The sequence below is a fragment of the Mycobacterium sp. PTI7 genome (assembly GCF_056679845.1).
Genome location: NZ_CM155252.1, coordinates 5,514,028 through 5,540,544, shown reverse-complemented (window position 1 = coordinate 5,540,544; position 26,517 = coordinate 5,514,028). Strand labels below are relative to the sequence as shown.

Sequence of the window (26,517 nt, the reverse complement as noted above, 5' to 3'; positions counted from 1 at the left end):
CAGCCTTCCGCATCCGCATCGTTCCGGCCACACCCCTCCCCCGGACTGCCGAAGTCCCGGTTGCTGACGCCCCCGGCGGCGTACCGTACGAATTCGCCGGCGACCCGCACGAGGGAGAACGATGACCAGACTCTTGCCGCGACTCTTGCACCTCCTCGTCGCCTCGGCCGTCGTCGCCGCGTTGGCGGCGCCCGCCGCGCCTCGCGCGCACGCCGAGGAGGCCCCGTCGCCCGCGATCGGATGGGCCCAGCTCGGACTGTCGGACCGCGTCGAGGTCGCCGGCTCCAACGAGCCGACCCAGATCGACATGCCGGTCCCGCAGGGTGTTTCGCCCGCCGTCCTGACCGGGACGATCGAGGCGGCCACCCGGGTCGCCGGCCGCGTCGACGTCCTCGACGGGCGGGGCGTGGTGCTCGGCAGCGCCCCGATCCCCCTCGACGTGCCGTCGGCGCCGTTCGTCGTCGACGTGGCGGCGGCCCAGGTGCTCACCGGCGTCGCGACGCTGACGTTCGTGATCCGCGACGTCGACGACGTCGGCGCCGACCGGTGCCGACAGCCCGCGTCGGTGACGTTGAGCCAGCTGGCCACCACGTACTCCGGGCCCACGCCGAACCCGCGGACGGTCGCGGACTTCCTGCCCGGCTACGTCGACCGCGTCACGATCTCGATCGGTGAGAACCCCACCCGCGACCAGCAGCAGGCCGCGCTGGTCCTGGTCGCCGAACTCACCCGGCTGTACCGGCCGATGCCGGTGCGCGTCGACGTCTCGACCGCCGCCGCACCGCCGCTGAACGACGGCGTCGGCACGCAGCGCACCATCGCGATCGTCGAGGCGGACCGGGCCGGGCTGACCGTCGACAACCCGGACTCCCCGGCCGCGGTGCTGACCATCTCCGGCCGAGGGGAGGAACTGCTGCGGCAGGTGGACCTGTTCACCGACCGGCGGTTCGGCCTGGCCCAGACCGCGTCGGCCTCGGTGACGTCACTGGACCGGGGCACGCCCAGGACCACCGACAGCCTCTCGTTCGCCGACCTCGGGGTGAAGGCCGAGACGTCGGTGTTGGGCGTGACGACCCTCTTCGTGGGCTTCGACGCGTCGGCGTTCGCATCGGGACCGATCGACGGCGCGACGGTGCACGTGCTGGCCAAGTACACGCCGGTGACCAACGCCGATGCCTCGCTGCTGATCCGGTCCGGCAGTTCGGTGCTCGCCTCCGCCCTGCTCGACGAGTCCGGCACCGTCGACCTGACCGCCGACGTCCCGCGGAGCGCGATCACCTCCAACGTGCCCGTGGCGCTCGAGGTGCGCTACGCCCCGAGGAGAGCCTGCTCGGACGTCCTCGACCGCATGACGTTCGCGGTCGACCCGCAGTCGCGCGTCACCGTGCGCCCGGCGGGCACGGACCGTGGCGGATTCGCCTTGCTCCCAATGGCATTCACCCCGGAGTTCGACGTGGCGGTCGACGACGTCGAACAACTCGGCTACGTCGCCCAGGCGATCAACCTGATGGCCCAGCAGTCGACGGTCGCACTGCGGCCGAACGTGACCACCCTGGACGCCGCAGCGTCGAACAGTGCCGGCCTGCTGGTGGCCGCGCCGGGTGGGGACCTGGCCCGCAGGGGCATGCCACCGCCGCTGCTGCGGACGAGCGAGAACTCCGTCGACGTCGAGGGCACGCCGGTCACCGGCATCGACCTCAACGGTCCGCTGGGCGTCATCGGGGCGTACCCCAACAACGGCCGCATGGTGCTGTCGATCGACACGTCCGGCGGCACCGGTCTCCTGGACCAGACGTTCGACTACGTCCGCGGCCTCGAGAGCAGGTGGGCGACGCTGACCGGCGACGTGGTGGCCACCGGCGTCGCCGGCGGCACCGTCGAACTGGCCGTCCGGATGGACCAGTCGACGGCCGCGCCCGCCGTCACCGCGACCGAGGGCAGGCCCTGGTGGGTCTGGCTGGTCGTGGCGCTGGCGGCCGCCGCCGTGCTCGCGATCGCGGTCGTGCTGGTCCTCCGACGACGCGCCCGCGGGTAGTCGTCAGCCGAGCTTGCGCAGGCGCGGCTCGAGGTCGCGCTGGAACAGCTCGAGGAAGCGGCGCTGATCGTGGCCCGGCGCGTGGAAGACGAGGTGGTTGAGCCCGTAGTCGACGTAGTCCTTGACCTTCTCGACGGCCTCGTCGGGATCCGACGCGACGATCCAGCGCTTCGCGACCTGCTCGATGGGCAGCTCGTCGGCGGCCTTCTCCATCTCCAGCGGATCGTGGATGTTCGTCTTCTGCTCGGCGGTCAGCGACAGCGGCGCCCAGAAGCGGGTGTTCTCCAGCGCCGCCTCGGGATCGGTGTCGTAGGAGATCTTGATCTCGATCATCCGGTCGATGGCGTCGGGAGCCTTGCCGGCCGCCTCCTCGCCCTCCTTGACCGCGGGGATGAGCTTGTCCTTGTACAGCTCCTCGCCCTTGCCGGAGGTGCAGATGAATCCGTCACCCGCGCGGCCGGCGTACTTGGCCACCTGCGGCCCGCCCGCGGCGATGTAGATCGGGATGCCGCCCTCGGGAACGTCGTAGATCGAGGCGCCCTTGGTCTTGTAGTACTCGCCGTCGAAGTCGACGCGGTCGCCGAGCCACAGCTCGCGCATCAGCCGCACCGACTCGCGCAGCCGGGCGTAGCGCTCCTTGAACTCAGGCCACTCGCCCTCGAAGCCGGTCGCGATCTCGTTGAGCGACTCGCCCGTGCCCACACCGAGGAAGATCCGGTCGGGGTACAGGCAGCCCATGGTCGCGAACGCCTGGGCGATCACCGCCGGGTTGTAGCGGAACGTCGGGGTCAGCACCGAGGTGCCGAGCACCAGCCGAGTGGTGCGCTCACCGACGGCGGTCATCCAGGCCAGCGAGAACGGGGCGTGCCCGCCCTCGTGGCGCCACGGCTGGAAGTGATCACTGACCGTCGCACTGTCCATGCCGTGCGCCTCGGCCGCCACGGCCAGCTCGACGAGTTCACGCGGGGCGAACTGCTCCGCCGACGCCTTGTATCCCAATTTGAGTTCAGCCACGCTTCTTTTCTACTCCTGACGTGACGGGGATATTCCATCCGTCTCGATACACTTCTCCCATGGCGGCCCTGACAGCCATCACCGAATCCGTGCACTTCGCCCAGACCGACCTGGTCAACTGGACGCTCGTCACCGATGGCAGTGGTGTGGTGATCATCGACGCCGGCTTCCCGGGTCAACGCGACGAAGTGGTCGAGTCGGTGCGTGAACTCGGCTTCGACATCGACGACATTCACGCGATCCTGCTGACGCACGCCCATGTCGACCACATGGGTTCGGCGATCTGGTTCGCGAAAACCCATGGGACACCGGTGTTCTGCCACGCCGCCGAGGTGGGCCACGCGCACCGCGAATACCTCGAGCAGGTGTCGCTGGTGGATCTCGCGCTGAAGATGTGGCAGCCGCGCTACGCGCTGTGGTCGGCGACGATCGGCCGCAAGGGCGCGCTGGTGCGGGACGGCATCCCCACGGCACACGCGCTCACCGAGGAGGTCGCCGCGGCGCTGCCGGGCACCCCCATGGCCATCCCGACGCCGGGCCACACCGGCGGGCACTGCTCCTACGTGGTCGACGGCATCCTCGTCAGCGGCGACGCGCTGGTCACCGGACACCCGGTGTCGACGCGCAAGGGTCCGCAGCTCCTGCCGGACCTCTTCAACCACGATCAGGCGGCCGGCGTGCGCAGTCTCGCCGCGCTCGGATTGCTCGACACCGACGTCGTCCTGCCCGGCCACGGCCCGGTGTGGCGCGGTCCCATCCGCGAGGCGGCCGAGCAGGCCGCGCGGTGACGCTGCACGACGACCGCAGGCGCGCGAGTTCGTTCGGAGCGGCCGCCGCGCAGTACGACCGGTTCCGCCCGACCTACCCCGCTGCCCTGATCGCCGACCTCGTCGCGCAACCGGGCGCCACGGTGCTCGACGTCGGCGCGGGCACCGGCATCGCGTCGAAGCAGCTCGCCGACGCCGGTGCCGACGTGGTCGCCGTCGAACCCGATCCGGAGATGGCGGCGATCGCCGCTGCCAAGGGCTTTCCCGTCGACGTCGCGACGTTCGAGGAGTGGGCGCCGGCCGGGCGCACCTTCGACCTGGTGGTCTTCGCGCAGTCGTTCCACTGGGTGGAGCCGGCGTCGGCGCTGGCCAAGGTCGCCGCGCTGCTGAACCCGGGCGGCCGGCTCGCGCTGCTGTGGAACCGGATCGTGCAGGACCGTCCCACACTGGAGGAGTTCGACGCCGCCTACGCGGGGATCATCGGCGACTGGCGGCGGCCGTCGGAGGGCATCGAACGCTCCGAGCGGCTGGGCGTCCTCCTCGAGCAGGCCGGGTTCGCGAACGAGCGGCGGGCGTACGGCGAGGACCTGCACTTCAGCACCGGCGACTGGATCGACATGGTCACGACCTACTCCGCGGTGCTGACGCTGGAGGCCGACGCCCGGGCGCTGCTGCGGTCCCGCCTGCTGGAGTGCATCGGCGACGGCGGCGTCGACGCCACCAACGACGCACTCGCGGTGGTGTGCGCGCTGCGCTAGGTCAGGACTTCGATGCCGAGCAGGAAGATCGAGGTCAGGCACAGGCCGCAGGACACGGTGATCGCGGGCATCAGGATCATGGAGTCGAGTTCGACGTCGTCGAGGGCGTCCTCCGCGACGCGGCCGAACAGGACCCGCCCCACCACGTTGCGCCGCAGCCCCCGGACCACGCGCTGCACCACCGCGGCGTGCCGGTACTGACCGATGATCGCGCGGAACACGAAGCCGCCGACGAACACCAGCACGGCGGCCGCCAGCAGCAGCCACCCCACCACCAGTTGCGTCAGCACACCCTCAAAGCTAGAGGTCGAGCCGCTCCCTCACGGCGGTCCCGTCGTATTACGACGTCGCGGTTCGCGCATCGGACGGCGCCAGGCCCCAGCGCTCGGCGATCAGCTGGTGTGAGCGCAGCCGGTCGGCGTGGTCGTGGGTCACCGACGTCACGATCAGTTCGTCGGCATCGGTGACGCGCTGCAGGGCCTCCAGCCGGTGCGCGACCTCGTCGGGGTCGCCGACGAATTGCGTTGCGGTGCGATCCTTCACGACCTCGGCCTGTTCGGGATCGAGCGGCTCGCAGTGGTCGGGGTCCGGGTACGGCACCGCCCCGCCCTCGGTGCGGACGGCGTACACCCAGCGGCCGTAGCTCGACGCCAGGTGCACCGCGGTGTCGTGGTCATCGGCGACCACGACGTCCGCCGACACCACGACGTAGGGCTCCGCGAGTGCCGTCGACGGGCGGAACGCGTTGCGGTACGCCTCGACGGCGTCGAGCGCCGTCGCCGGCGTGATGTGGTAGCTCGCCACGAACGGCAGCCCGCGCGCACCGGCGACCTCGGCGCTCTGGCCCTTGCTGCTGCCGAACACCCACGGCCGCAGGGGCGCTCCCTCGCCGGGTACGACGTGCGTCTCGTGGCCGTCAACGGTGAAGTGGCCGTCGAGCATCGCGAGGATGTCGTCGACCTGGGTGGCGAAGTCCGGGGTCAGCGCACCGGCCTGCTGCAGAACACCCATGCGCGCCTTGAGGATCGGGTTGCGCATCAGGATCCGCAGGTCGAACGGAGCGGGTACGACGACGCCGTCGACCTCGTGCCACTCCTTGCGCGGCGTCGGCGGCGGGGGCTTGCGGGCGTCGTTGGCCTCGCGCCGACGCTGCCCGGACCGGCCGACCCCGAGATCGATGCGGCCGGGATGGAAGGCGTCGAGGATGCCGAAGCTCTCGACGGTCGCGACCGCGGTGGTGTGGCCGAGCTGGACGGCGGCGGCGCCGACGTGGATCCGTTCGGTGGCCGCGGCTATCTGCCCGATCAGCACGGCCGGCGACGACCCCGCGACCGCGACGAAGTGGTGCTCGGCCACCCAGTACCGCTGATAGCCCCAGCGTTCGGCGTGCCGGGCGAGGTCGACGGTGTTGCGCAACGCGGTGGCCGCGTCGGCGCCCGCGCTGATGGGGGAGAGGTCGAGGATCGACAGCGGAACGTTCACGGCAGCTCCTTGAGGAAGGCGACCGGATAGACCTCGTCGCCCACGGTGGGGAGCGGCTCGGTCAACCGCCGATAGCCGGTGGCGAGGTAGAGCGCCTCGGCCTCGGGTTGCTTGTCGCCGGTGGTCAGATAGATCCGCCGGTAACCGCGCGCGACGATGTCGGCCTCGAGGACGGCGAGCATCGCCCTGGCGTAGCCGCGGCGCCGGTGGTCGCCGTCGGTCCAGATGCGCTTCAGCTCGGCGGTCGACTCGTCGAACCGGCGGAAGGCGCCGCCGGTGACGGGCACTCCGTCGACCTGACCGATCACCATCGCGCCATCGGGCGGGGCGAACTCGTCGGGCGGGTGGCCGTGCAGCCAGCGAGCGACGCCCTCGACGGTGCCGCCGTACCGGGTGGCGTACTCGACCGCGAGTTCGGCGAGCAGCGGTGCGGCCAGCGGATCGTTCTGGCCGACCGCCAGGAAGGTGACTTCTCCACTGGTTGTCATCACCTCCGTTGGTACCCGCACGAGAGGTGCAACGCGAGCCCGGGCGCCGCATTCCTGATCCCGGGGTTCGGCTCGCGGTGATCGGAAGTGCCTACCCCATGAGCAGCAACGCGGTGGTGGTGTCGGCGGTGATCACGACAGGACCAGGGTGATGCCGAGGGCGGCCACGGCCACTCCCTGCAGGGCGGCACGCAGGTTGATGATCCGGTCCCACGCCGCCTGCAACGCACGTCCGTCGGAGAGTGGGAGGCCCGCGTCCGACGCCGCCGTCAACCGGCGGTTGATGGGTGCGCTCACCCGGAGGTAGAGCGCCAGCCAGATCAGCAACGGAACCAGCGCCGCCGACGCGAAAGCGGCCTGCGCCCAATGCGACCCGACCGCGGCCAGCACGGCGGCCGCCGCAGCGGCGGCGATGCCGAGTACCCCGGGTACCGGCATGCGCCGGTCGCCGTACCGGTGCACGTTCCCCGTCACCGCGACCAGGGCGCGATCGTCGACGGCTGCGAGGGCCGGTCGCAGCACGATCGCGCAGAACACGTCGGTGCCGTACACCACTGCGGTGCTCAGCAGCGCGGCGAGTGCCGCGATGCGGATGAGCAGGTCGATGGTCATGTCGAGACTCCCTTCCCAGGTGCTAGCGACGCTAACCCCAGAATCGAGCCGCGTCAATAGCGCTGCTAGCACCAAGAGCGGTGCTACCCTCGGGCATGCCGATCGAGGACCGCAGGGAGCGCGAGCGGGCAGCCCGCCGGCGGCTCATCGTCACCACCGCCCGCAGGCTGGCCGAGGCCGAGGGCTGGGACGCCGTGACCACGCGGCGCCTCTCCACCGAGATCGAGTACAGCCAGCCGGTGCTCTACAAGCACTTCGCCGGCATGGACCAGATCTCCGAAGCCGTCGCACTCGACGGGTTCGGCGAGTTCGTCGACGCCATCCGGGACGCGCGCTCTCAGCCGGGCACCGCCGTCGAGGCCCTCACCCGGGTCGCGCGGGCCTACCTCGACTTCGCCCGCGAGCACCCGGCGCTCTACGACGCGATGTTCACCCGCGCGACCACGCTGCACTTCGCCGCCGAGGACACCCCTGCCCAGCTGGCGGCCGCCTTCACCGAACTGCGGATCGGCATCGCCGCAATCGCGGACGGACACGACGCCGACACGCTCACCGAGGTGTTCTGGGCCGGGTTGCACGGCCTCGTCACACTGACCCGCGCGGGCCGACTGCGGGCCGGGTACGAGTCCGACCACATCGGCCTGCTCGTCGACCGCTTCACCGGCGGTGACGGACTGTCGCACCAAAGTTGACACGTGTAAAGTTTCGCCACATGGACAACATCAGGGGCAAGACCATCGCGATCACCGGAGCGGCCCGAGGGATCGGCCACGCCACCGCCAAGGCCCTGCTGGGCCGCGGCGCACGGGTGGTCATCGGCGACCGTGACGTCGCGATCCTCGAGTCGGCCGTCACCGAACTCGGCCGGTACGGACAGGTCACCGGCTACCCGCTCGACGTGACCGACCGCGAGTCGTTCGACGCATTCCTCGGCAAGGCCCGCACCGACGGCGCCGGCCACATCGACGTACTGATCAACAACGCGGGCGTCATGCCCATCGGGCCGTTCCTCGAGCAGAGCGAGCAGTCCATCCGGTCCTCGATCGAGGTCAACTTCTACGGCGTACTGGCCGGCTGTCAGCTGGTGCTACCCGAGATGGTCAAGCGCCGCCGCGGCCACGTCATCAACATCGCCTCGATGTCCGGCATGATCCCGGTGCCCGGCCAGGTGGTCTACGTCGGCGCGAAGTTCGCCGTCGTCGGACTCTCCGTGGCACTCGCCGACGAGATGGCCCCGCACGGCGTCGAGGTCTCCGTCGTCATGCCGCCGTTCACCAACACCCAGCTGGTCTCGGGCACCAAGGAGACCGCGGGCACCAAACCCGTTGAGCCCGAGGTGATCGCCGCCGCGATCCTCAAGACGCTCGACAAGCCGAAGACCATGGTGTCGGTGCCGAGCCCGCTGCGGTTCACCGCTGCCGCGGCGTCGATGCTCGGCCCGCGCGGTCGCCGGTGGATGAACAAGAAGCTCGGGCTCGACAACGTGTTCCTCGAGTACGACCAGGCCGCACGCAAGAGCTACGAGGACCGGGCGCAGGCCTCCCTCGGCGTGGTCGAGAAGAACTAGAAGCCCTGCGGGAGCGGATCTCCCGCGCGGAAGGCCTCGAGATCGGCGAGGCCTTCCGTCAGCTCGTCCATCGTGAACTGATAGATCTCACCCTCGGGCGTCGAGCCGACCAGGATCACCTGCGGCGCAGCAGGATCCGTGACGACCACCCGGGTGACCGGCTCGATCGCCTCGTCGTCGAACTCCGCGGCCGACAGCGGGTAGACCCACGTCAGGAACTCGTCGCCGGAGAACTCCTCGTCGTACTCCCAGCCACGGCGGGTGAGCAGCTCGTCGAGTTCGGTGACGGCCGCGAGGTCGGCGTGCACCTCCGGCGGCATCCACCTGTCGTTGCGGGTGGACACCCGCTTCTTGCGTCGCGCCTTCTTGGCCGCCGAAGCCTTCGACACGGCTAGCCGAGCGCCCGGTCGAGATCGGCGATCAGGTCCTCGGTGCCCTCGAGTCCGATCGACACCCGCACCACGCCGTCGCCGAGGCCGATCGCCGCGCGCCCCTCCGGACCCATCGCCCGGTGAGTCGTGGTGGCGGGGTGGGTGATCAGCGACTTGGCGTCCCCGAGGTTGTTGGAGATGTCGATCACCTGGAGCCCGTCGAGCACCTCGAAGGCGCGCGACTTGGTGCCGCCCGCGAGTTCGAACGTGACCACCGTGCCGCCGCCACGCATCTGACGCTTCGCGAGGTCGTACTGCGGATGCGACTCCAGGAACGGGTACTTGACCCAGCTCACCGAGGGATGGCCCTCGAGGAACTCCGCGACCCGCTGGGCGGACCGGTTGGAGTAGTCGACGCGCACGGCCAGCGTCTCGAGACCCTTGAGCAGCGTCCACGCGTTGAACGCGCTGATCGCCGGGCCCGTGTGTCGCATCAGCTTCTGCACCGGACCGTCGATGAACTCCCTGTCGCCGAGGATGGCCCCGCCGAGGACGCGGCCCTGACCGTCGATGTGCTTGGTGCCGGAGTAGATCACCACGTCGGCGCCCAGCGGCATGCCCTGCTGCAGCAGCGGGGTGGCGAAGACGTTGTCCAGCACCACCTTCGCGCCCGCCGCGTGGGCGAGGTCGCACACCGCGGCGATGTCGACGAGCGACTGCATCGGGTTGGACGGCGTCTCGAAGAACACGGCCTGGGTGGGGACCGACAGCGCCTCCTCCCACTGGGCGAGATCCTCGCCGTCGACGAAGACGACCTCGACGCCCCAGCGCGGCAGGATCTCGCTGCAGACCACGAAACACGAGCCGAACAGGCTGCGCGCGGCCACGAGTCGGTCACCCGCGGCCAACAGGGCGCCGAGCGCGGTGAACACCGCGGCCATGCCGGTCGCGGTGGCGAAGGCGGCGGGCGCGCCCTCGATCAGCCGCAGCCGCTCCTCGAACATCGAGATGGTCGGGTTGCCGTAGCGCGAGTACACGTACCGGTCGATCTCGCCGGTGAACGCCTTCTCGGCGTCGCCCGCGGTCTCGTAGACGTACCCCGACGTCAGGTAGAGCGCCTCCGAGGTCTCCTCGAAGTTGGACCGCAGCAGACCGCCGCGCACGCCGATCGTGGCCTGACTGACGCCCTCGGGCAGCGGCGCCGGGATGCGGACGGACGGGACCTGGTCCTTCTCGTCGGCGCTCATCCCTGCCTCCACGGCAGCCCGACGGCCTTCCAGCCGGTGGTGCCGCGGTGCCCGTCGGCGTCGACGTTGCCCTCGAAACCGTCGAGCACGTTGAAGGACGGCAGGATGCCCGCGGCGGTCGCCGCCTCGGCGGCGCCGATCGAGCGGTTGCCGGAGCGGCAGAGGAAGACCACGGGACGCTCGCCCGGCGTCACGCCGGACGCCACCAGATCGTCGACGAAGCCGTCGTTGTGGGTGCCGTCGGTGCGGTTCCACTCGACGTAGACGACGTCGCGCTGGAGCGAGGAGGTGTCGGGTACGCCGACGAAGCGCCACTCAGCCTCGGTCCGGCAGTCGACGAGCACGGCCTCGGGGTTGTCGACCAACACCTTCCACGCCTCTTCCGGCGTGATGTCTCCCGCGTAGCTCACGTTCGCGAGTCTCCCATACCTAGCTGGGGCCCGGCGAGCACACCTTCCACGCCCCGTCCTCGCGAACCAGCGCCAGATCGACGCTCACCGTATCGTCCGGCGTGTTGTCGAAGTGGTAGGTCACCGAGGCGGTCGCGTCGTCGCCGTCGATCGTCACCGCACCGATGCCGTCGACGTAGCGCTCGCCCTTCTCGGCCACCGACGCACGTTGTCCGGCAAGGACTCCCGGCTCGTCGCCGTACTGGCCGCGGCACGTGTAGACCCGGTAGTCGGCGTAGTCGTCGCGCTGCAGGGCGTCGTTCTGCGCCACCACCGCGCGCCCGACCTCCTGCTCGGGCGTCGGCCCCTCGTCGGACCCGGAGTTGAACACGACGATTCCGATCACCACGAGGCTGATGATCGCCAGCGCACCGAGGAACGGCGCGATCGTGGGCCGGTCCGGGGCGGGCTCGACGGCATCGGGTTCGGAGGCGGGAGGTTTGGTCATGGCACCCTCAGAATGCTCGAAACGCGGTGCGCCCGGTCACGGGCACGGACGACGTCGGGGGCGGTCGCGACGGCGAGGACCGCGTCGTCGAGGAACCGGACGTCGCTCTCGGGCACCGTCAGTCCCTCGGGCAGCACGCCGGGGCCGGCGCCACCGCCGTCGATCACCTCGGCCGCGGCGGGCGAGATCATGATCGTGTCGATAGACAGACCGAGGATCGCCCGGGCGTGCAACTCGAACTGCGACAACCGCTGCGAGCGCAACGTCACCAGACCGACCTCCTCGGGTCGTGGCCGGACGTGGGAGAAGTACACCTCGTCACCGCGCACCAGCAGGTCGACGCCGAACAGTCCGCGCCCGCCCAGGGAGTTCACGATGCGGGCCGCGATCGACCGCGCCGCGTCGAGCGCGGCCGGGGACAGGTGGTGCGGCTGCCAGGACTCCAGCGGTCCGCCGTCGGTGCGACGGTGCCCGATCGGCTCGCAGAAGTGCACGGCCGGGCCGGCCGGACCGATGGTCCGCACGGTCAGCAGGGTCACCTCGTCGTCGATCTCGACGACGGTCTCGGCGATGACGCGGGCGGGCGCCGGGCCCGCGGTCGCCAGCTGCCAGGCGGCGACCACGTCGTCGGGACGGGTGAGCACGGAGCGGCCGTCGGCGGCGTCGGCGGCCGGACCCGAGAGGATGGGCGAGACGACGAGCGGGAAGCCCGCGTGCTGCGCCACCGCGTCGAGTTCCTCGGCCGATCCGGCGAACCAGAACGGCACGGTCGGCAGGCCGAGTTCGTCGGCGGCCAGCTTCCGCAACCCCTCGCGATCCAGCGAGAGCCGGGCGCTGCGCGGCGTCGGGAACACGTCGACGCCGTCGCGTTCGGCGGCCGCGATGAGCACGTCGGCGGGCACGTGCGGGGAGTCCGCGACGACGAAGTCGTGGTCGCCCGAGGCCGCCTCGGCCGCGTCCCCCGGGTCCACCGTCGTGACGACCGCGCCCAGCCGCTCGAAGGCGAGCGCGAGGTCGCCCCCCGGCACGGCGGCACCCAGCAGCAGGACGCTGGGCGTCCCGGCGGGCCGGCTCGCGGTCGTTTCACTCATCGCCTGTCCACCCTGCCAGACGCTCAGGCGGGTCCGGCGTCGACCAGCATGTCGAGGTAGCACCACCGCCAGGCCTCCCCCGGCTCGACCGACCGCATGACCGCGTGGTCGGTGGCGTGGAAGTGGGCGGTGGCATGCTTGTGCGGGCTCGAGTCGCAGCACGCGACGTGCCCGCAGGTCAGGCACATCCGGAGATGCGCCCAGATGGTCTCGCCCAGTTCGGCGCAGTCCTGGCAGCGGCCGGGGCTCTGCGGCTCCGGATCGGCACGTTCTGCGGCGGCACCGAGGTGCTCGCACGTGCTGGGCGGGGAATTCGTGTCGCGTTGCCGCGTTCTCCTCCGCATGCTGATCAGGATAGGGCGGGACGCGACCGCTCGGGGAGATGGTGATTCGTGAGTGCCTCGCTGCTCGCCGTGCTGGTGGTGTCGGTGCTGCTCGCCGCCCTCGCCCGCCGCTACGACGTGTCCGCGCCGCTGGCGCTGGTGCTCGCCGGGTTGGCCGCCGGCACCATCCCGGGACTCAGCGGCATCGAACTCGAACCCGAGCTGGTCCTGTTCGTGATCCTGCCGCCGCTGCTGTGGTCGGCGGGGTTGGAGAGCAGCTACGTGGCCCTGCGCCGCAACGCCCGGCCGATCGGCCTGCTGGCGGTCGGGCTCCCCCTGGCGACGACGTTCGCCGTCGGGGTGGTCGCGTTCCACACCGTGCCGGAGCTGACGGTCGCCGCCGCGCTCACCCTCGGCGCGATCGTCGCCCCGCCCGACGCGGTGTCCGCCGCGGCGATCGGCCGCAGGCTCGGGCTGCCGCGCCAGGTGATGACGCTGCTGGGCGGCGAGAGCCTGCTCAACGACGCGACCGCCCTGACCGCCTACAAGGTGGCGCTGGCCGCCGCGATCGGCACCGCCGCGACGTGGAGCAGCGGGCTCGGCACGTTCGCGCTGGCCGCCGCGGGCGGGGTGGTCGTGGGCGGCGCCGTCGGCTGGCTCATCGACTACGTGCGGACGTGGCTCGACGATCCGCTGGTCGAGAGCGCCATCGGCCTGGTGGCGCCGTTCATCATCTACTTCGTGGCCGAGGAGGTGCACGGCTCGGGCGTCATCGCCGTCGTGGTCGCCGCGCTGCTGCTCGGCCAGCGGTCGGTGCGCGCCACCTACGCCACGCGACTGCAGGACACCGCCCTGTGGAAGGCGGTCCAGCTGGTGCTGGAGTCGTTCGCGTTCCTGCTGATCGGGTTGCAGCTGCCGACCGTGGTGTCCGAACTCGCCGGGATCCGCGCCTCGACACTGGCGATCGCGTCGGCGGCGGTGCTGGCGACGGTGATCGGCGTCCGCATCGCGTGGGTGTTCACGTTCGCCTACCTGCCCCGGCTGCTGTCGCGACGGGTCCGCGAGGAGGAGCCACGCCCGACGCCCGCGCAGGTGTTCGTGGTGGCGTGGGCCGGGATGCGGGGCGTCGTCTCGCTCGCGGCGGCGTTCGCGGTGCCGACCACCACGCTGAGCGGCGAGGAGTTCCCCGGCCGGCCGCAGCTGGTGTTCCTCACGTTCGTGGTGGTGGTCGGCACGCTGCTGCTGCACGGGCTGACGCTGCCCTGGATCATCAAGGTGCTCGACGTGCCGGGCGACGACCTGCATCGCGACGCGCTCGAGACGGCCGCCGCACAGACCAAGGCCGCGCGGGCCGCCGCGCAGAAACTCGACGACATGCTGGCCACGCAGCGGCCGGGGTCGATCGGCGAGTACACGCCCAAGGTGCTGCGGGCGTGGAACGAGCGCCGCAGTCAGGCGGCCTGGGAGCAGCTGGGCCGCAGCGACGAGGAGATCGGCCACGAGAGTCCGGCCGCGACGTTCCGCAGGCTGCGGCTCGGCATGCTGCAGGCCGAGCGCGAGGAGTTCATCCGCCAGCGCGACGCGGGCACGATCGACGACGAGGTGCTGCGCACGGTGCTGCGGGGCCTCGACCTCGAGGAGGCCGCGCTCAATCGCGACTGACGGTGTCCACGCCGATGTCGGCGGGCAGCTCGGAGCGGAACGCCCGCATGCCGTCGACGAGCGCCCCGAAGACGCGGTGCGCGGCCTCGAGGTCCTCGTCGGGCAGGTCGGCCATCGAGGCGTGGGCGTGGTCGGCGAGCGTCGAGAAGAACTGTCGGGCAACGTGCATGCCGTGGTCGGCGTACCGCAGGATCACCTTGCGGCGGTCGCTCGGGTCGACCTCCCGGCGTAGGTGCCCGGTCTCGGTCATCCGCTCCACCAGGTAGGTGATCGCCGCGCCGGACAGGCCCATCTGCCTGCGCAGGTCACCGGCCGTCATCCGGACCTCGGCGGTCTCGGCGATCATCACGAACAGCAGCGCACGAAACTCGTTGGCGGACAGGTCGTTCTGATCGGCGAACGACCGCCCCACCCAGTCCGACTCGGACGTCATCTCCCGCAGGTCGCCGGCGATGCGATGCTCCAACTCCTCGCGGGGCGAGGGGGGTGACGTCGGATCGGGCATGCAATTCCTTTGGCAGAGTTGGCGCTCGAAGCATAGTGCCAGACGCTGGGACCCCCGGGTTGATTTCTATTTAGAAAACTGAAATATTCGGACGATGTCCCGCCGAACCTCGTGGATCGTGGCCCTCCTCGTCCTGATCGGGTCCGTCGCCGCCCTCGTCCTGATCGGCGGCTCGGCGTCGGCCGAACAGTCCCCCGTCGCGGTGCCGTCGTCGTCGGAGTCGGCGCGGGCGGACGCCACCCGCGGGCAGTTCCCCGGCGGCGACGCCGTGCCCGCCGTCCTGGTGGTCACGCGCGCCGACGGCGGTGCGCTCACCCCCGGCGACCTCGCCGCGATCGACGCGGCCAGGCTGCGCGCGCTGAGCGCCGCGGACGCCGGACCGGCCGGTCCACCCGTGCTCGGATCGGACGACGGCCGGGCCGCCGTCGCCACCATCCCGCTGCGCGCCGACCTGTCGGGGTTCGCGCTCGGCGACACCGTCTCGGCGGTCCGATCGGCGGCGACCGACGGCCTGCCCGCCGACCTCAAGGCCGAGGTCACCGGCGGACCGGCGTTCGGCGCGGACATCGCCGACTCGTTCAGCGGCGCCAACGTCACCCTGCTCGCGGTGACGGCGATCGTGGTGGCCGTCCTGCTGATCGTCACCTACCGCTCGCCCGTGCTGTGGCTGGTGCCGCTGATCGTGATCGCCCTCGCCGACCGGGTCGGGTCGGTGGTGGGCGCCGCCATCGCCACCGCGGTCGGAACCAGCCCGGACGGGTCGACCGGCGGCATCACCAGCGTGCTGGTGTTCGGCGCGGGCACCAACTACGCGCTGCTGCTGATCTCGCGCTACCGCGAAGAACTCGGCCGCGACGCCGACGCCGGGGCGGCGCTGCGGACCGCGCTGCGGCGCGCCGGGCCCGCCATCGTCGCGAGCAACGCGACGGTCGTCCTGGCGCTGCTGACCCTGCTGCTGGCCTCGTCCCCGAGCACCCGCAGCCTCGGCGTCCAGGCCGCCGCGGGCCTCGTCGTCGCCGCCGTCTTCGTCCTGCTGGTGCTGCCACCGGCACTGGGCCTGTTCGGCACGCGCCTGTTCTGGCCATTCGTGCCGAAGCCCGGTGCGCCCGCGCTGACCACCACGGGGGTGTGGCACCGCATCGCCTCGGGCGTGGCGACGCGTCCGGCGCTGGTCTCGGCCGGGGCCATCGCCGCGCTGCTCGCCCTGAGCGCCGGCCTGCTGGCGACGCCCATCGGCCTGTCCCAGACCGAGCAGTTCCGCGTCGAGGCCGAATCCGTCACCGGGTACGCGACACTCGCCGAGCACTTCCCCAGCGGCGTCACCGGGCCCACCCGCGTCGTGGCGGCCACGTCCGCCGAAGCCGCCGTCTCGCAGGCGATCACGGGAACGCCCGGCGTCGTCTCGGTCACGCCGAGCGGAACGTCCCCGTCGGGCCTCTCGCAGTGGTCGGTGGTGCTCGACGCCGCCCCCGCCTCCGACGGCGCACTGGCGACGGTCGATGCGCTGCGCGACTCGGTGCACGCCGCGGATCCCGACGCGCTGATCGGCGGACCCGACGCCACGGCGCGCGACGCGAAGGCTGCCGCCCAGCACGACCTGCGCGTGGTCGTCCCCGCGATCCTGATCGTCGTGCTCGTGGTGCTGTACGTGCTGCTGCGGGCGGCACTGGCCCCACTGATCCTCGTCGGCGTGACGGTGCTGAGCGCACTGGCCGCACTCGGACTCGGCGGCTGGGTCAGCGTGCACGCCTTCGGTTTTCCCGCACTGGACAACGCGACCCCGCTGTTCGCCTTCCTGTTCCTGGTGGCCCTCGGCGTCGACTACACGATCTTCCTGGTGACCCGCGCCCGCGAGGAGACGCCCGACCACGGCACCCGCGAGGGCATCGTCCGGGCGGTCTCGGCCACCGGTGCGGTGATCACCAGCGCGGGAATCGTTCTGGCAGCGGTGTTCTGCGTGCTGGGCGTCCTCCCACTGATCGTGCTGACGCAGATCGGCATCATCGTCGGCCTGGGCATCCTGCTCGACACCTTCGTGGTGCGGACCGTGATCATCCCGGCCCTGTTCACGCTGATCGGCCCGCGGATCTGGTGGCCGGCGCTGACGGCGGAGCGCTAGGTTCACCTGGTGGACCAACTGATCGACACCACCCTCGGGCGGATCAGGGTACGGACGACGGGCACCGGCGCGGCGATCCTGTTCTGGCCCAGCCTGCTGATGACGGGCGACATGTGGGCCGCGCAGGCCGAGCACTTCGGCCGCGACCACCGCGTCATCCTCGTCGACCCGCCGGGACACGGTGGAAGTGATCCGCTCACAACGTTTTTCACGTTCAAGGACTGCGCCCGGGTCGTCGTCGAGATCCTGGACGCACTCGGCGTGGACCGCGCCCACGTCGTCGGCAACTCGTGGGGCGGGATGATCGGCAGCACGTTCGCCGCCCGCCATCCCGACCGCGTCGGTCGCGCCGTCCTGATGAACTGCACCGCGTCGCCGTCGGGCACCTGGCAGAAGATCGAGTACGGCGCACTGCTGCGCGCCGCACGCCTCGTCGGCGGGATCCGGCCGCCGCTCACCCGGTCGGTGCTCAAGGCGTTCCTCGGACCCACCACGTTCGCGACGCGCCCCGCGGTGGTGGATGCCGTGCGATCAGCGGTCCAGGCCGTCGACGTGACGTCGGCCGCGTGGGCCGTGCGCAGCGTCGTGCCGCGCCGGCCGGACCAGCGCGGGCTGCTGGCGTCGGTGCGGACGCCGGTGCTGGTGGTGGCGGGCGCCGAGGACGCGACGTTCCCGGTCGCCGAGACCCGCGCGATGGCCGACGCCATCCCGGGATCGTCGTTCGTGGCGCTCGACGGGGTCGCCCACCTCGCCGCGCTGGAGAACCCGGCACTGGTGAACCGGATCGTCGCGGACTTCCTCGCCCGCTGACCCTTCGCGCCGCCCGTCGGTACCGTCGATGGCATGACCCATGCTCCGCCGCAACCGCCAGTGCACATGCGCCGCGACGGGTTCGACCCCACCCGCGAACTCGGGGAGATCCGCGACACCGTCGGCGTCCAGGACGTCGTGAACGCGTTCGGCATGAAGGTCTACCTGATCACCCGCCACGACGACGTGAAGGAGATGCTCTCGGACTACGAGCGCTTCTCCAACGGCCGGCCGCCCGGCTTCGTCGTCCCCGGCGCGCCACCGAGCACCGAGGAGGAGCAGGCCAGCGCCCGGGCAGGCAACCTCCTGGGCCTCGACCCGCCCGAACACCAGCGGCTCCGGCGGATGTTGACGCCCGAGTTCAACTTCCGCCGCATCAAGCGGATGGAACCCCGCATCACCGCGATCGTCACCGAACACCTCGACGCGATGGAGAGCGGCGGTGCGCCCGCCGACCTCGTCGAGCAGTTCGCGCTGCCCATCCCGTCGCTGGTGATCTGCGAGCTGCTCGGCGTGCCGTACGAGGACCGCGCCGACTTCCAGGAGCGCTCCGGCCGCCAGCTGGACCTGTCGCTGCCGATGCCCGAACGGATGGAACTCGCACGGGCGGGCCGGGAGTACATGCTCTCGCTGGTCGCGCGGGCCCGCTCCCATCCGGGTGAGGACATCCTCGGCATGCTGGTCCGCGAACACGGCGACGAGCTGACCGACGACGAACTCGTCGGGATCGCGGGCCTGCTGTTGCTCGCCGGGCACGAGACCACGTCCAACATGCTCGGCCTGGGCACCCTGGCGCTGCTGCGGCACCCCGATCAGCTCGCCGCCGTGCGCGACGATCCCGACGCCGTCGGGCCCGCGGTCGAGGAGCTGCTGCGGTGGCTGTCGATCGTGCAGACGTCGATCCCGCGGATCACCACCACCGACGTCGTGATCGGTGGCGTCGAGATCCCCGCCGGTCAGCTCGTCTTCGGCTCGCTGCCCGCCGCCAACCGCGACCCCGGCTTCACGCCGTCACCGGACACGCTCGACATCACCCGCGGCGCGCCGGGCCACCTGGCGTTCGGGCACGGCGTGCACCACTGCCTGGGTGCGCCGCTGGCGCGGATGGAGATGCGGATCGCGTGGCCCGCGCTGTTCCGGCGGTTCCCGAACCTCGCGCTCGCGGAGGACTGGGCCGACGTCGAGTTCCGCTCGTTCCACTTCATCTACGGGTTGCGGTCGTTGAGTGTGAGGTGGTGAGGTCCAGATGAAGGTGATCGCCGATCGCGACGCGTGCATTGCGTCGGGGAACTGCATGATGGTGTCCGAGGAGCTGTTCGACGCCGACGACGACGGCGTGGTGGTGGTGCGCACCGACCACGTCCCGCCGGGCGAGGAGGCTCACGCCCGCGAGGCCGTCACGATCTGTCCGGCGGCGGCCCTTCGGCTCGCCGACTGAGCATCGTCAGGCTCGCCACCAGCACCCACGTGGGGAACATCAGCGTGATCCACAGGCTGATGTCGCTGGCGATCAGGACGCTGACCGACGAGACGTAGGTGAGCACGACCAGCCACGTCGGCATCAACCGCGTCTTGAGCCAGATCGTGGCCAGCGACATCATGAAGACCGCCGCCATCCGCAACCCGTAGGTGTTGCTCAGCGTCGTGACCATCGTCTGCCCGAACGCCGCTAGTTCGGCCGACGGTGCGTCGGTGCCCGCGCGCTTGCCGGCCGCCAGTCCCTTGCCCACCGCCGCGGCGGCGAACATCATCGCCAGGAACAGCAGCCCGCTGCCCACGAACACCGAGCTGAAGAACTTGTCCTCGAGCACGCCGAAGCCGTCGCGGACCACGCCGATGAACCACAGGAAGGTGATGCCCGCGAACGGCATCAGCACGGTGGCGATCCGGATCATGTCGGCGTTGCCGTCGGCCCACTGCGAGCCGTGCTCCGCGCCCTCGGGCAGCGCCAGCCGGATCAGCACCAGCACCGTGCCGAAGATCAGCGCGAACAGGACGCCGGCCACGGCGGCCGCGCGCGGCGTCACCAGGCGTTTGAGGTGCCGGTCGACGCGCTGCTCGGTCATGGGCTCAGGGTTGTCCGGGCAGCAGCCGGATCATGAGGCCGTTCGCCTCGGCGAGCAGGGCGCCGTCGGGGTCGCGCAGCTCGGCGTTCACGAACGCCTTGCGGCCGTCGACCTCGCGGATCCAGCCGCGCGCGGTGAGCTTGGTGTCGATCGGCGTCACCTTGCGGTAGTCGACGTGCAGGAAGCCGGTGCGGCTGATCGGCCGGCCGCCGGCGTGGATCACCATGCCGAACACCGAGTCGAACAGCAGCGGCAGCACGCCGCCGTGCACGGCGTAGTTGCCGCCGACGTGGAAGCGGCTGAACCGCACCGTCAGTTCGACGCCGTCGGGCGCCATCCTGGTCACCCGGAACGGCGGCATCAGCAGGTTGCCGGCACCGGGCATCGACGGCATCCGGCCGGCCGGGCCCGCTCCCTCGTCGGCCATCGACGGTTCGAGCAGGGCGATGAGTTCGGCGACCCGCTCGGCCGCCTCGACCCAGGTGTCGCTGTCCGGCGCGGCCGACACCGCGAGGTCCTGCAGGCGGCGCATCCCCGTCACGAAGGGCTCGAAACCCGGTCCGGGCTCGGCGGATTCGAAGACCGGGAATCCCCCGTGCTTCTCGTAGTCGGGATCGCCCTCGGTGGTCACGGCGTGGCCAGGATGTCGCGGCGCACGATCGTCTGCTCACGCCCCGGGCCGACGCCGATGCAGGACACGTGCGCGCCCGCCAGTTCCTCGAGGCGCAGGACGTAGTCGCGGGCCTTGGCCGGCAGGTCATCGAACTCGCGGGCGTCGGAGATGTCCTCCCACCATCCGGGCAGCTCCTCGTAGACCGGCTCGGCGCGGGCGATGTCGCTCTGCGTCATCGGCATCTCGCTGGTGCGCTTGCCGTCGACGGTGTAGCCGACGCAGACCGGCACCGTCTCAAGGCTGGACAGCACGTCGAGCTTGGTGAGGAAGTAGTCGGTGATGCCGTTGGTCCGCGTCGCGTACCGCGCGATCACCGCGTCGAACCAGCCGCAGCGACGCGGACGGCCGGTGGTCACGCCCACCTCGCCGCCGGTCTTCGCCAGGTACTCGCCGTACTCGTCGAAGAGCTCGGTGGGGAACGGTCCGGAGCCGACGCGGGTCGTGTACGCCTTCAGGATGCCGAGCACGGTGGTGATCCGGGTGGGACCGATGCCGGAGCCCACCGATGCACCGCCCGCCGTCGGGTTCGACGACGTGACGAAGGGATACGTGCCGTGGTCGACGTCGAGCAGCGTGCCCTGCGACCCTTCGAGCAGCACCGTCTGACCGTCGTCGAGGGCCTCGTTGAGCAGCAGCCGGGCGTCGGCGATGCGGTGCTTGAACCCCTCGGCCTGCTCGAGGAGCGCGGCCACCACGTCGGCCGGCTCCAGCGCCTTGCGGTTGTAGATCTTGACCAGCACCTGGTTCTTGAACTCGAGCGCCGCCTCGATCTTCTGGGTCAGGGCGTCGGGGTCGAGCACGTCGGCCGCCCGGATGCCGAGCCGCGCCACCTTGTCCTGGTAGCAGGGGCCGATGCCGCGGCCGGTGGTGCCGATCTTCTTGTTGCCGAGGTAGCGCTCGGTGACCTTGTCGATCGCCACGTGGTACGGCATTAGCAGGTGCGCGTCGGCCGAGATCAGCAGCCGGGAGGTGTCGACGTTGCGGTCCTCGAGGCCCTTCAGCTCGGTGAGCAGCACACCGGGGTCGACGACGACGCCGTTGCCGATGACGTTCGTGACGCCGGGCGTGAGGATGCCCGATGGAATGAGGTGCAGGGCGAAGTTCTCCCCGGACGGGAGCACGACCGTATGGCCGGCGTTGTTGCCGCCCTGGTAACGGACGACCCACTGGACGCGCCCACCGAGTAGATCGGTGGCCTTTCCCTTGCCCTCGTCACCCCACTGGGCGCCGATGAGGACGATTGCCGGCATGGATAGTCTCCTGAGTCTCACTGCTCAACCGTGTTGCAGCCGGTGCATGACCCTATCCCAGCTTTGGCGAGGAGCCCTCGTGACCGCCCCCGACCTCGCCGTGTTGCGGTTCGGCGGGCGTCCGGTGCCGGGCGGACTGGCCGGTGTCGCGGTGCACGACGTGGCCGCGCCGGCCGACGTCGACGCCGTGTCGGCGGGCCGCTTCGCGGTGATCGGCGGCGACGCCGACCTCGCCGCGGTGCTGACCCGGCTGCTGCGCACCGAGCGCCTCGACGTCGAACTGGCCTACGTCGCGCGCCGTCGATCGGCGGCCACCCGGGCCTTCGGCCTGCCCACCGGACGACGCGCGGCGCGAATGGCGCTGACCGGCGCCGCCGAGCTGGTGCCCCTCATCCGCGACGACGCCGGCTCGGCCCTGGTCGGCCGCGCGACGTGGGTGGGCGAGGCGGGCCTGGTGGGCGAGGCCGTCGTCGACGACGCCACGCTGTTCGACGGCACGGTCGCCGGGGTGCTCGTCGAACCGACCGGGACCATGCCGGGGCTGCGGGCCGCGGTCACCCCGGGGCGGCTGCGGCCGCCGCGCTGGGTCGCCGGCCGCGCGGCTCAGCTGGGCACCACCGGCGCATTCGTCGTCCGCGACGGGGAACGGTCCGCGCGGGCGGTGCGGCGCTCGACCTTCTACCGGCACGTGACGGGCTGGTCGGTCGTCCGGTAGGTACTTTTGCTGGAGTGAGCATTCGTCCCCTCCGGCAATCGGTGCGGCCCAGCCCGATCTTCCTGGCCATCGTGGCCATCACCGCCGTGGGCGGCGCCATCGCCTGGTTCGCACCCGTCGCTCCGGACGGTCGCCCGCCGGCCATCGCCTACGTCGGGGTGTTCGTCTTCGTCCTGTTCGGCTGGCTGGTGTCGCTGTGCCTGCACGAGTTCGGCCACGCCTTCACCGCCTGGCGATACGGCGACCACGACGTCGAGGTGCGCGGCTACCTGACGCTGAACCCGCTCAAGTACTCGAACCCGATGCTGTCGCTCGGCCTGCCGGTCCTGTTCATCGCGCTCGGCGGCATCGGGCTGCCCGGTGGTGCGGTGTACGTGCGGACGTCGTGGATGACCCCGCGGCAGCGGACCGTGGTGAGCCTGGCCGGGCCGTTCGCGAACGTGGTGCTGGCGATCGTGCTGCTGATCGCGGTGCGCGTCTTCTACGACCCCGCGCACCTGGTGTTCTGGTCGGCGATCGCGTTCCTGGGCTTCCTGCAGGTGACCGCGGTGATCCTGAACCTGCTGCCGATCCCCGGCCTGGACGGCTACGGCGCGCTGGAGCCGCACCTGGCCTACGAGACGCAGCGCAAGCTCGACCCGGTGAAGGGCTGGGGCTTCCTGATCCTCCTGCTCCTGCTGATCGTGCCGACGCTCAACCAGGTGTTCTTCTCGGTGGTCTACTCGGCGTTCGACCTGTCGGGGGTGCCGAGCCAGCTCGTCGCGATCGGCAGCCAGCTGACGCGGTTCTGGTCCGCCTGGTTCTGAGGTACGCCTTGCGATATATGCGTCTTTACGCATAGATTGCCGGTATGGGTGCTGGACACGATCACGGTCACGGCGGCGACGTCCGCGTCGGCCGCATGCTCGCCGGCGCGGCGATCCTCGCGACGTTCTTCGTCGTCGAACTCACCACGGCGCTGCTGATCAACTCGATCGCCCTGCTGGCCGATGCCGGCCACATGCTGACCGACCTCGTCGCGATGTTCATGGGACTGACCGCCGTCCTGCTGGCCCGGCACGGTCCCGCGTCGGCGTCGCGCACCTACGGCTGGCACCGCGCCGAGGTGTTCACCGCCGTCGCCAACGCCGTACTGCTGCTCGGCGTCGCGGGCTTCATCCTCTTCGAGGCGTTCGAGCGACTCGGTGACGCACCGGACGTGCCGGGCGTGCCGATGATCGCCGTCGCGCTCGCCGGCCTGGTGGCCAACGTCGTGGTCATGCTGCTGCTGCGGTCGACGTCGGAGAGCAGCCTCGCCGTCAAGGGTGCCTACATGGAGGTCGTCGCCGACACCGTGGGCAGCGTCGGCGTGCTGATCGCCGGCATCGTCACCGTGACCACCCGATGGCCCTACGCCGACGTCGTCGTCGCGGTCCTGGTGGCGCTCTGGGTGCTGCCGCGGGCCATCTCGCTCGCCCGCTCGGCGCTGCGGATCCTCTCCGAGTCGTCCCCGAGCCACATCGACGTCGACGAGCTACGCGGCGCGCTCGCCGCCGTCGACGGCGTGACCGGCGTGCACGACCTGCACGTGTGGACGCTGGTGCCGGGCCGCGACATGGCGACCGCGCACGTCACGTGCAGCGGCGACTCGGCTCGCGTACTGGAGAACACCCGCGCGGTGCTCGCGGCGCGGGGCCTCGGGCACGCGACCGTCCAGGTCGAGGCGCCTGAGAACGCCAACGAGTGCGACGGCCACTGCTGAGCGGGGCTCAGCGCGGGAAGAGGTGAACGCGCGCTTCCGGATCGCAGTCGTCGAGCAGATCGAGGCAGCGCTGGAACTCCGCGGTCTCGCCGATGGTGTCGGCCGCACGGGCGAGCGCCGCGACGCATCGCAGGAATCCGCGGTTGGCCTCGTGGGCGTAGGGCACCGGGCCGAAGCCCTTCCACCCGTTGCGGCGCAGCTGATCGAGCCCGCGGTGGTAGCCGGTTCGCGCGTAGGCGTAGGCGGTGATCGCCCGGTCCTCGTCGAGGGCGTCCTCGGCCAGCGACGCCCACGCCACCGACGCCGACGGATGCGCCGCCGCGACGATCGCGGGGTTCTCCCCGGCGGCGAGCGCTTCCTCCGCCTCGGTGTCCCCCGGTAGCAGCACCGGGTCCGGCCCCAGAAGATCTCCCATACGCGTCATGGGCCTATTGTGCCGTGCGGGCTGGATAAGCTCGTGGCTGACCGTCGCGAAGAGGAGTGGGACACACATGTCGAACCCATCAGGGCCCGACGAGGACCAGAATTCGAAGGCGTCCTCGGAAGCACTGACGGAGGCGTTTCCGCCCGCAGATCCGTCGGCTGCCACCCCGTCCGGCGACGACGCGTCCGCCGATCCGCAGGAACGCCGCTTCACCGCACCGTCCCCGTCGGACGCGGGCGCCACCCAGGTGATCGGCCACGTCCCCGAGCCCGCGACCGAGGTGTTCTCCGCGGCGGCACCGCAGTCGGACGTCGCCGCCGCAGGCGCGTTCACCCAACCCATCGCGCACCAGGGCACCACGCCCGGCCCGCAGGTCATCCCGGGCCGGGGCGGCGAAGCCCCCAAGGCGCCCAAGAGCCGCCGCAGCTGGGGCTGGGTGGTCGCGGTGGTGCTGGTGATCGCCGCCGTCGTGGCCGTCGCCATCCTCGGCACCATCCTGCTGACCCGCGACGACGAACCCGCGGTGTCCCAGGAGGACCTGGTGCGCACCACGATCCAGGACTTCGACACCGCGATCCAGAAGGGTGACCTCGCCGCGCTGCGCGGGATCACCTGCGGGGACACCGCCGTCAGCTACGTCGACTACGACGACGCCCGGTGGAAGGACATCCACGCCAAGGTCGCGGCGGCCCGGCAGTACCCGGTGGTCGCGAGCGTCGACCAGGTGGTGGTCAACGGCTCGCACGCCGAGGCCAACGTGACGTCGTTCATGGCGTTCGACCCGGCCACCCGCTCGACGCGGAGCTTCGACCTCGAGTTCCGCGACGAGCAGTGGAAGATCTGCCAGGCCCCGCAGTAGCTAGCTCCCGGAGATGCTCTTGCCCGCGCTGTGCAGGTCGTTGCACGCCTCGACGACGCGCTCGGACATGCCAGCCTCGGCCTTCTTGAGGTAGCTGCGGGGGTCGTAGACCTTCTTGTTGCCCACCTCGCCGTCGATCTTCAGGACGCCGTCGTAGTTCGAGAACATGTGCGCGGCAAGCGGCCTGGTGAACGCGTACTGGGTGTCGGTGTCGACGTTCATCTTCACGACGCCGTAGTTGAGCGAGTCCTCGATCTCCGACTTCAGCGAGCCCGAGCCGCCGTGGAAGACGAAGTCGAAGGGCTTGCTGCCCTCGGCCAGGCCGAGCTTGGCGGTCGCGACCTTCTGGCCCTGGTCGAGCACCTCGGGCCGCAGCTTCACGTTGCCGGGCTTGTAGACGCCGTGCACGTTGCCGAACGTCGCGGCCAGCAGGTACTTGCCGTGCTCGCCGTGACCGAGCGCGTCGATCGTCTTCTCGAAGTCCTCGGGCGTCGTGTAGAGCTTGTCGTTGATCTCGGCCTCGACGCCGTCCTCTTCACCGCCGACCACGCCGATCTCGATCTCCAGGATGATCTTGGCCTCGGCCGCGAGCTTCAGCAGCTCCTTGGCGATCTCGAGGTTCTCGTCGATCGGGACCGCCGAGCCGTCCCACATGTGCGACTGGAACAGCGGGTTCTGGCCGTTCTTCACCCGCTCGGCGGAGATGGCCAACAGCGGGCGGACGTAGGAGTCGAGCTTGTCCTTGGGGCAGTGGTCGGTGTGCAGCGCCACCGAGATCGGGTACTTGGCCGCGACGACGTGGGCGAACTCGGCCAGCGCGACGGCGCCGGTGACCATGTCCTTCACGCCGAGGCCCGATCCGAATTCCGCACCGCCGGTGGAGAACTGGATGATCCCGTCGCTGCCGGCGTCGGCGAAGCCCTTGATCGCGGCGTTGATGGACTCCGAGCCGACGCAGTTGATGGCCGGGAACGCGTAGGAGTTCTCCTTGGCTCGACCGAGCATCTCGGCGTAGACCTCGGGCGTGGCGATGGGCATGGC

At 71.0% G+C, this 26,517-nt stretch carries 31 protein-coding genes; 14 read left to right on the top strand and 17 right to left on the bottom strand.

Annotated elements, in window-relative coordinates; genetic code table 11:
* The first annotated feature begins 121 nt into the window (after positions 1 to 121).
* Positions 122 to 2,035, top strand: coding sequence for a hypothetical protein (locus tag AC1MEY_RS26610; protein WP_480228333.1), 1,914 nt, complete (start codon positions 122 to 124; stop codon positions 2,033 to 2,035).
* Positions 2,036 to 2,038: 3 nt separating this feature from the next.
* On the opposite strand, the gene fgd is transcribed toward AC1MEY_RS26610, so the two are convergent.
* On the bottom strand, positions 2,039 to 3,049 hold the full coding sequence (gene fgd, locus AC1MEY_RS26605) for a glucose-6-phosphate dehydrogenase (coenzyme-F420) (protein WP_480228332.1): 1,011 nt from the start codon (positions 3,047 to 3,049) through the stop codon (positions 2,039 to 2,041).
* Between the two features lie 59 nt (positions 3,050 to 3,108).
* On the opposite strand from fgd, the gene AC1MEY_RS26600 reads away from it, so the two are divergent.
* Both AC1MEY_RS26600 and AC1MEY_RS26595 read left to right on the top strand, forming a co-directional pair.
* Entirely contained in the window at positions 3,109 to 3,837 is a 729-nt protein-coding gene (locus tag AC1MEY_RS26600; RefSeq protein WP_480228331.1) for an MBL fold metallo-hydrolase, read from the top strand.
* Positions 3,838 to 3,839: 2 nt separating this feature from the next.
* On the top strand, positions 3,840 to 4,574 hold the full coding sequence (locus AC1MEY_RS26595) for a class I SAM-dependent methyltransferase (RefSeq protein ID WP_480231684.1): 735 nt from the start codon (positions 3,840 to 3,842) through the stop codon (positions 4,572 to 4,574).
* Here the strand turns inward: AC1MEY_RS26595 and AC1MEY_RS26590 are convergent.
* The 4 genes from AC1MEY_RS26590 to AC1MEY_RS26575 all read right to left on the bottom strand — a co-directional run bounded on the left by AC1MEY_RS26590 (position 4,571) and on the right by AC1MEY_RS26575 (position 7,156).
* Positions 4,571 to 4,864, bottom strand: coding sequence for a hypothetical protein (locus AC1MEY_RS26590; protein WP_480228330.1), 294 nt, complete (start codon positions 4,862 to 4,864; stop codon positions 4,571 to 4,573). The two genes, AC1MEY_RS26595 and AC1MEY_RS26590, sit on opposite strands and share 4 nt — an antisense overlap.
* 49 nt (positions 4,865 to 4,913) lie before the next feature.
* Positions 4,914 to 6,056: an LLM class flavin-dependent oxidoreductase gene (locus AC1MEY_RS26585; RefSeq protein ID WP_480228329.1), complete on the bottom strand. Its 1,143-nt coding sequence runs from the start codon at positions 6,054 to 6,056 to the stop codon at positions 4,914 to 4,916.
* Positions 6,053 to 6,544: a GNAT family N-acetyltransferase gene (locus tag AC1MEY_RS26580; RefSeq protein WP_480228328.1), complete on the bottom strand. Its 492-nt coding sequence runs from the start codon at positions 6,542 to 6,544 to the stop codon at positions 6,053 to 6,055. Before AC1MEY_RS26580 ends, AC1MEY_RS26585 begins: the two co-directional genes overlap by 4 nt.
* A 132-nt stretch (positions 6,545 to 6,676) precedes the next feature.
* A complete protein-coding gene (locus AC1MEY_RS26575; RefSeq protein WP_480228327.1) occupies positions 6,677 to 7,156 on the bottom strand; it encodes a DUF1772 domain-containing protein in 480 nt (159 codons plus the stop codon).
* Between the two features lie 95 nt (positions 7,157 to 7,251).
* Between AC1MEY_RS26575 and AC1MEY_RS26570 the strand changes: the two genes are divergently transcribed.
* Together AC1MEY_RS26570 and AC1MEY_RS26565 are read left to right on the top strand one after the other, a co-directional pair.
* Positions 7,252 to 7,848, top strand: a complete 597-nt coding sequence (locus AC1MEY_RS26570) for a TetR/AcrR family transcriptional regulator (protein ID WP_480228326.1) — start codon at positions 7,252 to 7,254, stop codon at positions 7,846 to 7,848.
* Positions 7,849 to 7,868: 20 nt separating this feature from the next.
* Positions 7,869 to 8,723 (top strand): SDR family oxidoreductase, encoded by an 855-nt coding sequence (locus AC1MEY_RS26565; protein WP_480228325.1) that lies wholly within the window; start codon positions 7,869 to 7,871, stop codon positions 8,721 to 8,723.
* Here the strand turns inward: AC1MEY_RS26565 and AC1MEY_RS26560 are convergent.
* From AC1MEY_RS26560 to AC1MEY_RS26535, 6 genes are read right to left on the bottom strand one after another with little or no spacing between them, the layout of a single operon-like run.
* Positions 8,720 to 9,112, bottom strand: a complete 393-nt coding sequence (locus AC1MEY_RS26560) for a hypothetical protein (RefSeq protein ID WP_480228324.1) — start codon at positions 9,110 to 9,112, stop codon at positions 8,720 to 8,722. The genes AC1MEY_RS26565 and AC1MEY_RS26560 overlap by 4 nt on opposite strands.
* Positions 9,113 to 9,114: 2 nt before the next feature.
* Positions 9,115 to 10,341 carry an O-succinylhomoserine sulfhydrylase gene (locus tag AC1MEY_RS26555; RefSeq protein WP_480228323.1) on the bottom strand — a complete coding sequence of 409 codons (1,227 nt, stop codon included), beginning with the start codon at positions 10,339 to 10,341 and terminating at the stop codon, positions 9,115 to 9,117.
* Positions 10,338 to 10,751, bottom strand: coding sequence for a rhodanese-like domain-containing protein (locus tag AC1MEY_RS26550; RefSeq protein ID WP_480228322.1), 414 nt, complete (start codon positions 10,749 to 10,751; stop codon positions 10,338 to 10,340). The genes AC1MEY_RS26555 and AC1MEY_RS26550 overlap by 4 nt, the downstream gene beginning before the upstream one ends.
* 19 nt (positions 10,752 to 10,770) lie before the next feature.
* Positions 10,771 to 11,238, bottom strand: coding sequence for an Rv0361 family membrane protein (locus tag AC1MEY_RS26545; protein WP_480228321.1), 468 nt, complete (start codon positions 11,236 to 11,238; stop codon positions 10,771 to 10,773).
* Positions 11,235 to 12,329: an ATP-grasp domain-containing protein gene (locus tag AC1MEY_RS26540; RefSeq protein WP_480228320.1), complete on the bottom strand. Its 1,095-nt coding sequence runs from the start codon at positions 12,327 to 12,329 to the stop codon at positions 11,235 to 11,237. Before AC1MEY_RS26540 ends, AC1MEY_RS26545 begins: the two co-directional genes overlap by 4 nt.
* Positions 12,330 to 12,352: 23 nt before the next feature.
* Positions 12,353 to 12,673, bottom strand: a complete 321-nt coding sequence (locus AC1MEY_RS26535) for a UBP-type zinc finger domain-containing protein (RefSeq protein ID WP_480228319.1) — start codon at positions 12,671 to 12,673, stop codon at positions 12,353 to 12,355.
* A 48-nt stretch (positions 12,674 to 12,721) separates the two neighbouring features.
* On the opposite strand from AC1MEY_RS26535, the gene AC1MEY_RS26530 reads away from it, so the two are divergent.
* Positions 12,722 to 14,314, top strand: coding sequence for a Na+/H+ antiporter (locus AC1MEY_RS26530; RefSeq protein WP_480228318.1), 1,593 nt, complete (start codon positions 12,722 to 12,724; stop codon positions 14,312 to 14,314).
* On the opposite strand, the gene AC1MEY_RS26525 is transcribed toward AC1MEY_RS26530, so the two are convergent.
* A complete protein-coding gene (locus AC1MEY_RS26525; RefSeq protein ID WP_480228317.1) occupies positions 14,301 to 14,819 on the bottom strand; it encodes a MarR family winged helix-turn-helix transcriptional regulator in 519 nt (172 codons plus the stop codon). The genes AC1MEY_RS26530 and AC1MEY_RS26525 overlap by 14 nt on opposite strands.
* 94 nt (positions 14,820 to 14,913) lie before the next feature.
* On the opposite strand from AC1MEY_RS26525, the gene AC1MEY_RS26520 reads away from it, so the two are divergent.
* From AC1MEY_RS26520 to AC1MEY_RS26505, 4 genes are read left to right on the top strand one after another with little or no spacing between them, the layout of a single operon-like run.
* Entirely contained in the window at positions 14,914 to 16,938 is a 2,025-nt protein-coding gene (locus AC1MEY_RS26520; RefSeq protein ID WP_480228316.1) for an MMPL family transporter, read from the top strand.
* 6 nt (positions 16,939 to 16,944) lie between these two features.
* Positions 16,945 to 17,748 carry an alpha/beta fold hydrolase gene (locus tag AC1MEY_RS26515; protein ID WP_480231683.1) on the top strand — a complete coding sequence of 268 codons (804 nt, stop codon included), beginning with the start codon at positions 16,945 to 16,947 and terminating at the stop codon, positions 17,746 to 17,748.
* 33 nt (positions 17,749 to 17,781) lie between these two features.
* On the top strand, positions 17,782 to 18,987 hold the full coding sequence (locus tag AC1MEY_RS26510) for a cytochrome P450 (protein ID WP_480228315.1): 1,206 nt from the start codon (positions 17,782 to 17,784) through the stop codon (positions 18,985 to 18,987).
* A 7-nt stretch (positions 18,988 to 18,994) separates the two neighbouring features.
* Entirely contained in the window at positions 18,995 to 19,186 is a 192-nt protein-coding gene (locus AC1MEY_RS26505) for a ferredoxin (protein WP_480228314.1), read from the top strand.
* On the opposite strand, the gene AC1MEY_RS26500 is transcribed toward AC1MEY_RS26505, so the two are convergent.
* Genes AC1MEY_RS26500 through AC1MEY_RS26490 form a run of 3 tightly spaced genes read right to left on the bottom strand, consistent with a single transcriptional unit; the run spans position 19,146 to position 21,737 of the window.
* Entirely contained in the window at positions 19,146 to 19,814 is a 669-nt protein-coding gene (locus tag AC1MEY_RS26500) for a hypothetical protein (RefSeq protein WP_480228313.1), read from the bottom strand. The genes AC1MEY_RS26505 and AC1MEY_RS26500 overlap by 41 nt on opposite strands.
* A 4-nt stretch (positions 19,815 to 19,818) precedes the next feature.
* On the bottom strand, positions 19,819 to 20,445 hold the full coding sequence (locus tag AC1MEY_RS26495; RefSeq protein WP_480228312.1) for a PaaI family thioesterase: 627 nt from the start codon (positions 20,443 to 20,445) through the stop codon (positions 19,819 to 19,821).
* Positions 20,442 to 21,737, bottom strand: a complete 1,296-nt coding sequence (locus AC1MEY_RS26490; RefSeq protein ID WP_480228311.1) for an adenylosuccinate synthase — start codon at positions 21,735 to 21,737, stop codon at positions 20,442 to 20,444. The genes AC1MEY_RS26495 and AC1MEY_RS26490 overlap by 4 nt, the downstream gene beginning before the upstream one ends.
* Before the next feature lie 79 nt (positions 21,738 to 21,816).
* Here AC1MEY_RS26490 and AC1MEY_RS26485 point away from each other — a divergent pair, with 79 nt between their 5' ends.
* The 3 genes from AC1MEY_RS26485 to AC1MEY_RS26475 are packed head-to-tail and all read left to right on the top strand — an operon-like array spanning position 21,817 to position 24,193.
* Positions 21,817 to 22,452: a peptidase M50 gene (locus tag AC1MEY_RS26485; RefSeq protein WP_480228310.1), complete on the top strand. Its 636-nt coding sequence runs from the start codon at positions 21,817 to 21,819 to the stop codon at positions 22,450 to 22,452.
* Positions 22,453 to 22,466: 14 nt separating this feature from the next.
* Complete coding sequence (locus tag AC1MEY_RS26480) at positions 22,467 to 23,258, top strand: site-2 protease family protein (RefSeq protein ID WP_480228309.1); 792 nt, start codon at positions 22,467 to 22,469, stop codon at positions 23,256 to 23,258.
* A gap of 44 nt (positions 23,259 to 23,302) precedes the next feature.
* Complete coding sequence (locus AC1MEY_RS26475; RefSeq protein WP_480228308.1) at positions 23,303 to 24,193, top strand: cation diffusion facilitator family transporter; 891 nt, start codon at positions 23,303 to 23,305, stop codon at positions 24,191 to 24,193.
* Positions 24,194 to 24,200: 7 nt separating this feature from the next.
* Here AC1MEY_RS26475 and AC1MEY_RS26470 read toward each other — a convergent pair whose 3' ends face one another.
* Positions 24,201 to 24,617 carry a DUF3151 domain-containing protein gene (locus tag AC1MEY_RS26470; RefSeq protein ID WP_480228307.1) on the bottom strand — a complete coding sequence of 139 codons (417 nt, stop codon included), beginning with the start codon at positions 24,615 to 24,617 and terminating at the stop codon, positions 24,201 to 24,203.
* A gap of 67 nt (positions 24,618 to 24,684) precedes the next feature.
* On the opposite strand from AC1MEY_RS26470, the gene AC1MEY_RS26465 reads away from it, so the two are divergent.
* Positions 24,685 to 25,476 carry an Rv0361 family membrane protein gene (locus AC1MEY_RS26465; RefSeq protein ID WP_480228306.1) on the top strand — a complete coding sequence of 264 codons (792 nt, stop codon included), beginning with the start codon at positions 24,685 to 24,687 and terminating at the stop codon, positions 25,474 to 25,476.
* Here AC1MEY_RS26465 and fbaA read toward each other — a convergent pair whose 3' ends face one another.
* Positions 25,477 to 26,514: a class II fructose-bisphosphate aldolase gene (fbaA, locus tag AC1MEY_RS26460; RefSeq protein WP_480228305.1), complete on the bottom strand. Its 1,038-nt coding sequence runs from the start codon at positions 26,512 to 26,514 to the stop codon at positions 25,477 to 25,479.
* Positions 26,515 to 26,517 lie beyond the last annotated feature (3 nt).

Bases quoted from the DNA above. Each gene is read 5' to 3' on its own strand.
- AC1MEY_RS26520 (WP_480228316.1), top strand. From the start codon at position 14,914: ATGTCCCGCCGAACCTCGTGGATCGTGGCCCTCCTCGTCCTGATCGGG.
- AC1MEY_RS26575 (WP_480228327.1), bottom strand. From the start codon at position 7,156: ATGACCATCGACCTGCTCATCCGCATCGCGGCACTCGCCGCGCTGCTG.
- AC1MEY_RS26490 (WP_480228311.1), bottom strand. From the start codon at position 21,737: ATGCCGGCAATCGTCCTCATCGGCGCCCAGTGGGGTGACGAGGGCAAG.
- AC1MEY_RS26610 (WP_480228333.1), top strand. From the start codon at position 122: ATGACCAGACTCTTGCCGCGACTCTTGCACCTCCTCGTCGCCTCGGCC.
- AC1MEY_RS26475 (WP_480228308.1), top strand. From the start codon at position 23,303: ATGGGTGCTGGACACGATCACGGTCACGGCGGCGACGTCCGCGTCGGC.
- AC1MEY_RS26580 (WP_480228328.1), bottom strand. From the start codon at position 6,544: ATGACAACCAGTGGAGAAGTCACCTTCCTGGCGGTCGGCCAGAACGAT.
- AC1MEY_RS26600 (WP_480228331.1), top strand. From the start codon at position 3,109: ATGGCGGCCCTGACAGCCATCACCGAATCCGTGCACTTCGCCCAGACC.
- AC1MEY_RS26555 (WP_480228323.1), bottom strand. From the start codon at position 10,341: ATGAGCGCCGACGAGAAGGACCAGGTCCCGTCCGTCCGCATCCCGGCG.
- AC1MEY_RS26470 (WP_480228307.1), bottom strand. From the start codon at position 24,617: ATGACGCGTATGGGAGATCTTCTGGGGCCGGACCCGGTGCTGCTACCG.
- AC1MEY_RS26540 (WP_480228320.1), bottom strand. From the start codon at position 12,329: ATGAGTGAAACGACCGCGAGCCGGCCCGCCGGGACGCCCAGCGTCCTG.
- AC1MEY_RS26525 (WP_480228317.1), bottom strand. From the start codon at position 14,819: ATGCCCGATCCGACGTCACCCCCCTCGCCCCGCGAGGAGTTGGAGCAT.
- AC1MEY_RS26505 (WP_480228314.1), top strand. From the start codon at position 18,995: ATGAAGGTGATCGCCGATCGCGACGCGTGCATTGCGTCGGGGAACTGC.
- AC1MEY_RS26465 (WP_480228306.1), top strand. From the start codon at position 24,685: ATGTCGAACCCATCAGGGCCCGACGAGGACCAGAATTCGAAGGCGTCC.
- AC1MEY_RS26500 (WP_480228313.1), bottom strand. From the start codon at position 19,814: ATGACCGAGCAGCGCGTCGACCGGCACCTCAAACGCCTGGTGACGCCG.
- AC1MEY_RS26565 (WP_480228325.1), top strand. From the start codon at position 7,869: ATGGACAACATCAGGGGCAAGACCATCGCGATCACCGGAGCGGCCCGA.
- AC1MEY_RS26570 (WP_480228326.1), top strand. From the start codon at position 7,252: ATGCCGATCGAGGACCGCAGGGAGCGCGAGCGGGCAGCCCGCCGGCGG.
- fbaA (WP_480228305.1), bottom strand. From the start codon at position 26,514: ATGCCCATCGCCACGCCCGAGGTCTACGCCGAGATGCTCGGTCGAGCC.
- AC1MEY_RS26535 (WP_480228319.1), bottom strand. From the start codon at position 12,673: ATGCGGAGGAGAACGCGGCAACGCGACACGAATTCCCCGCCCAGCACG.
- AC1MEY_RS26510 (WP_480228315.1), top strand. From the start codon at position 17,782: ATGACCCATGCTCCGCCGCAACCGCCAGTGCACATGCGCCGCGACGGG.
- AC1MEY_RS26545 (WP_480228321.1), bottom strand. From the start codon at position 11,238: ATGACCAAACCTCCCGCCTCCGAACCCGATGCCGTCGAGCCCGCCCCG.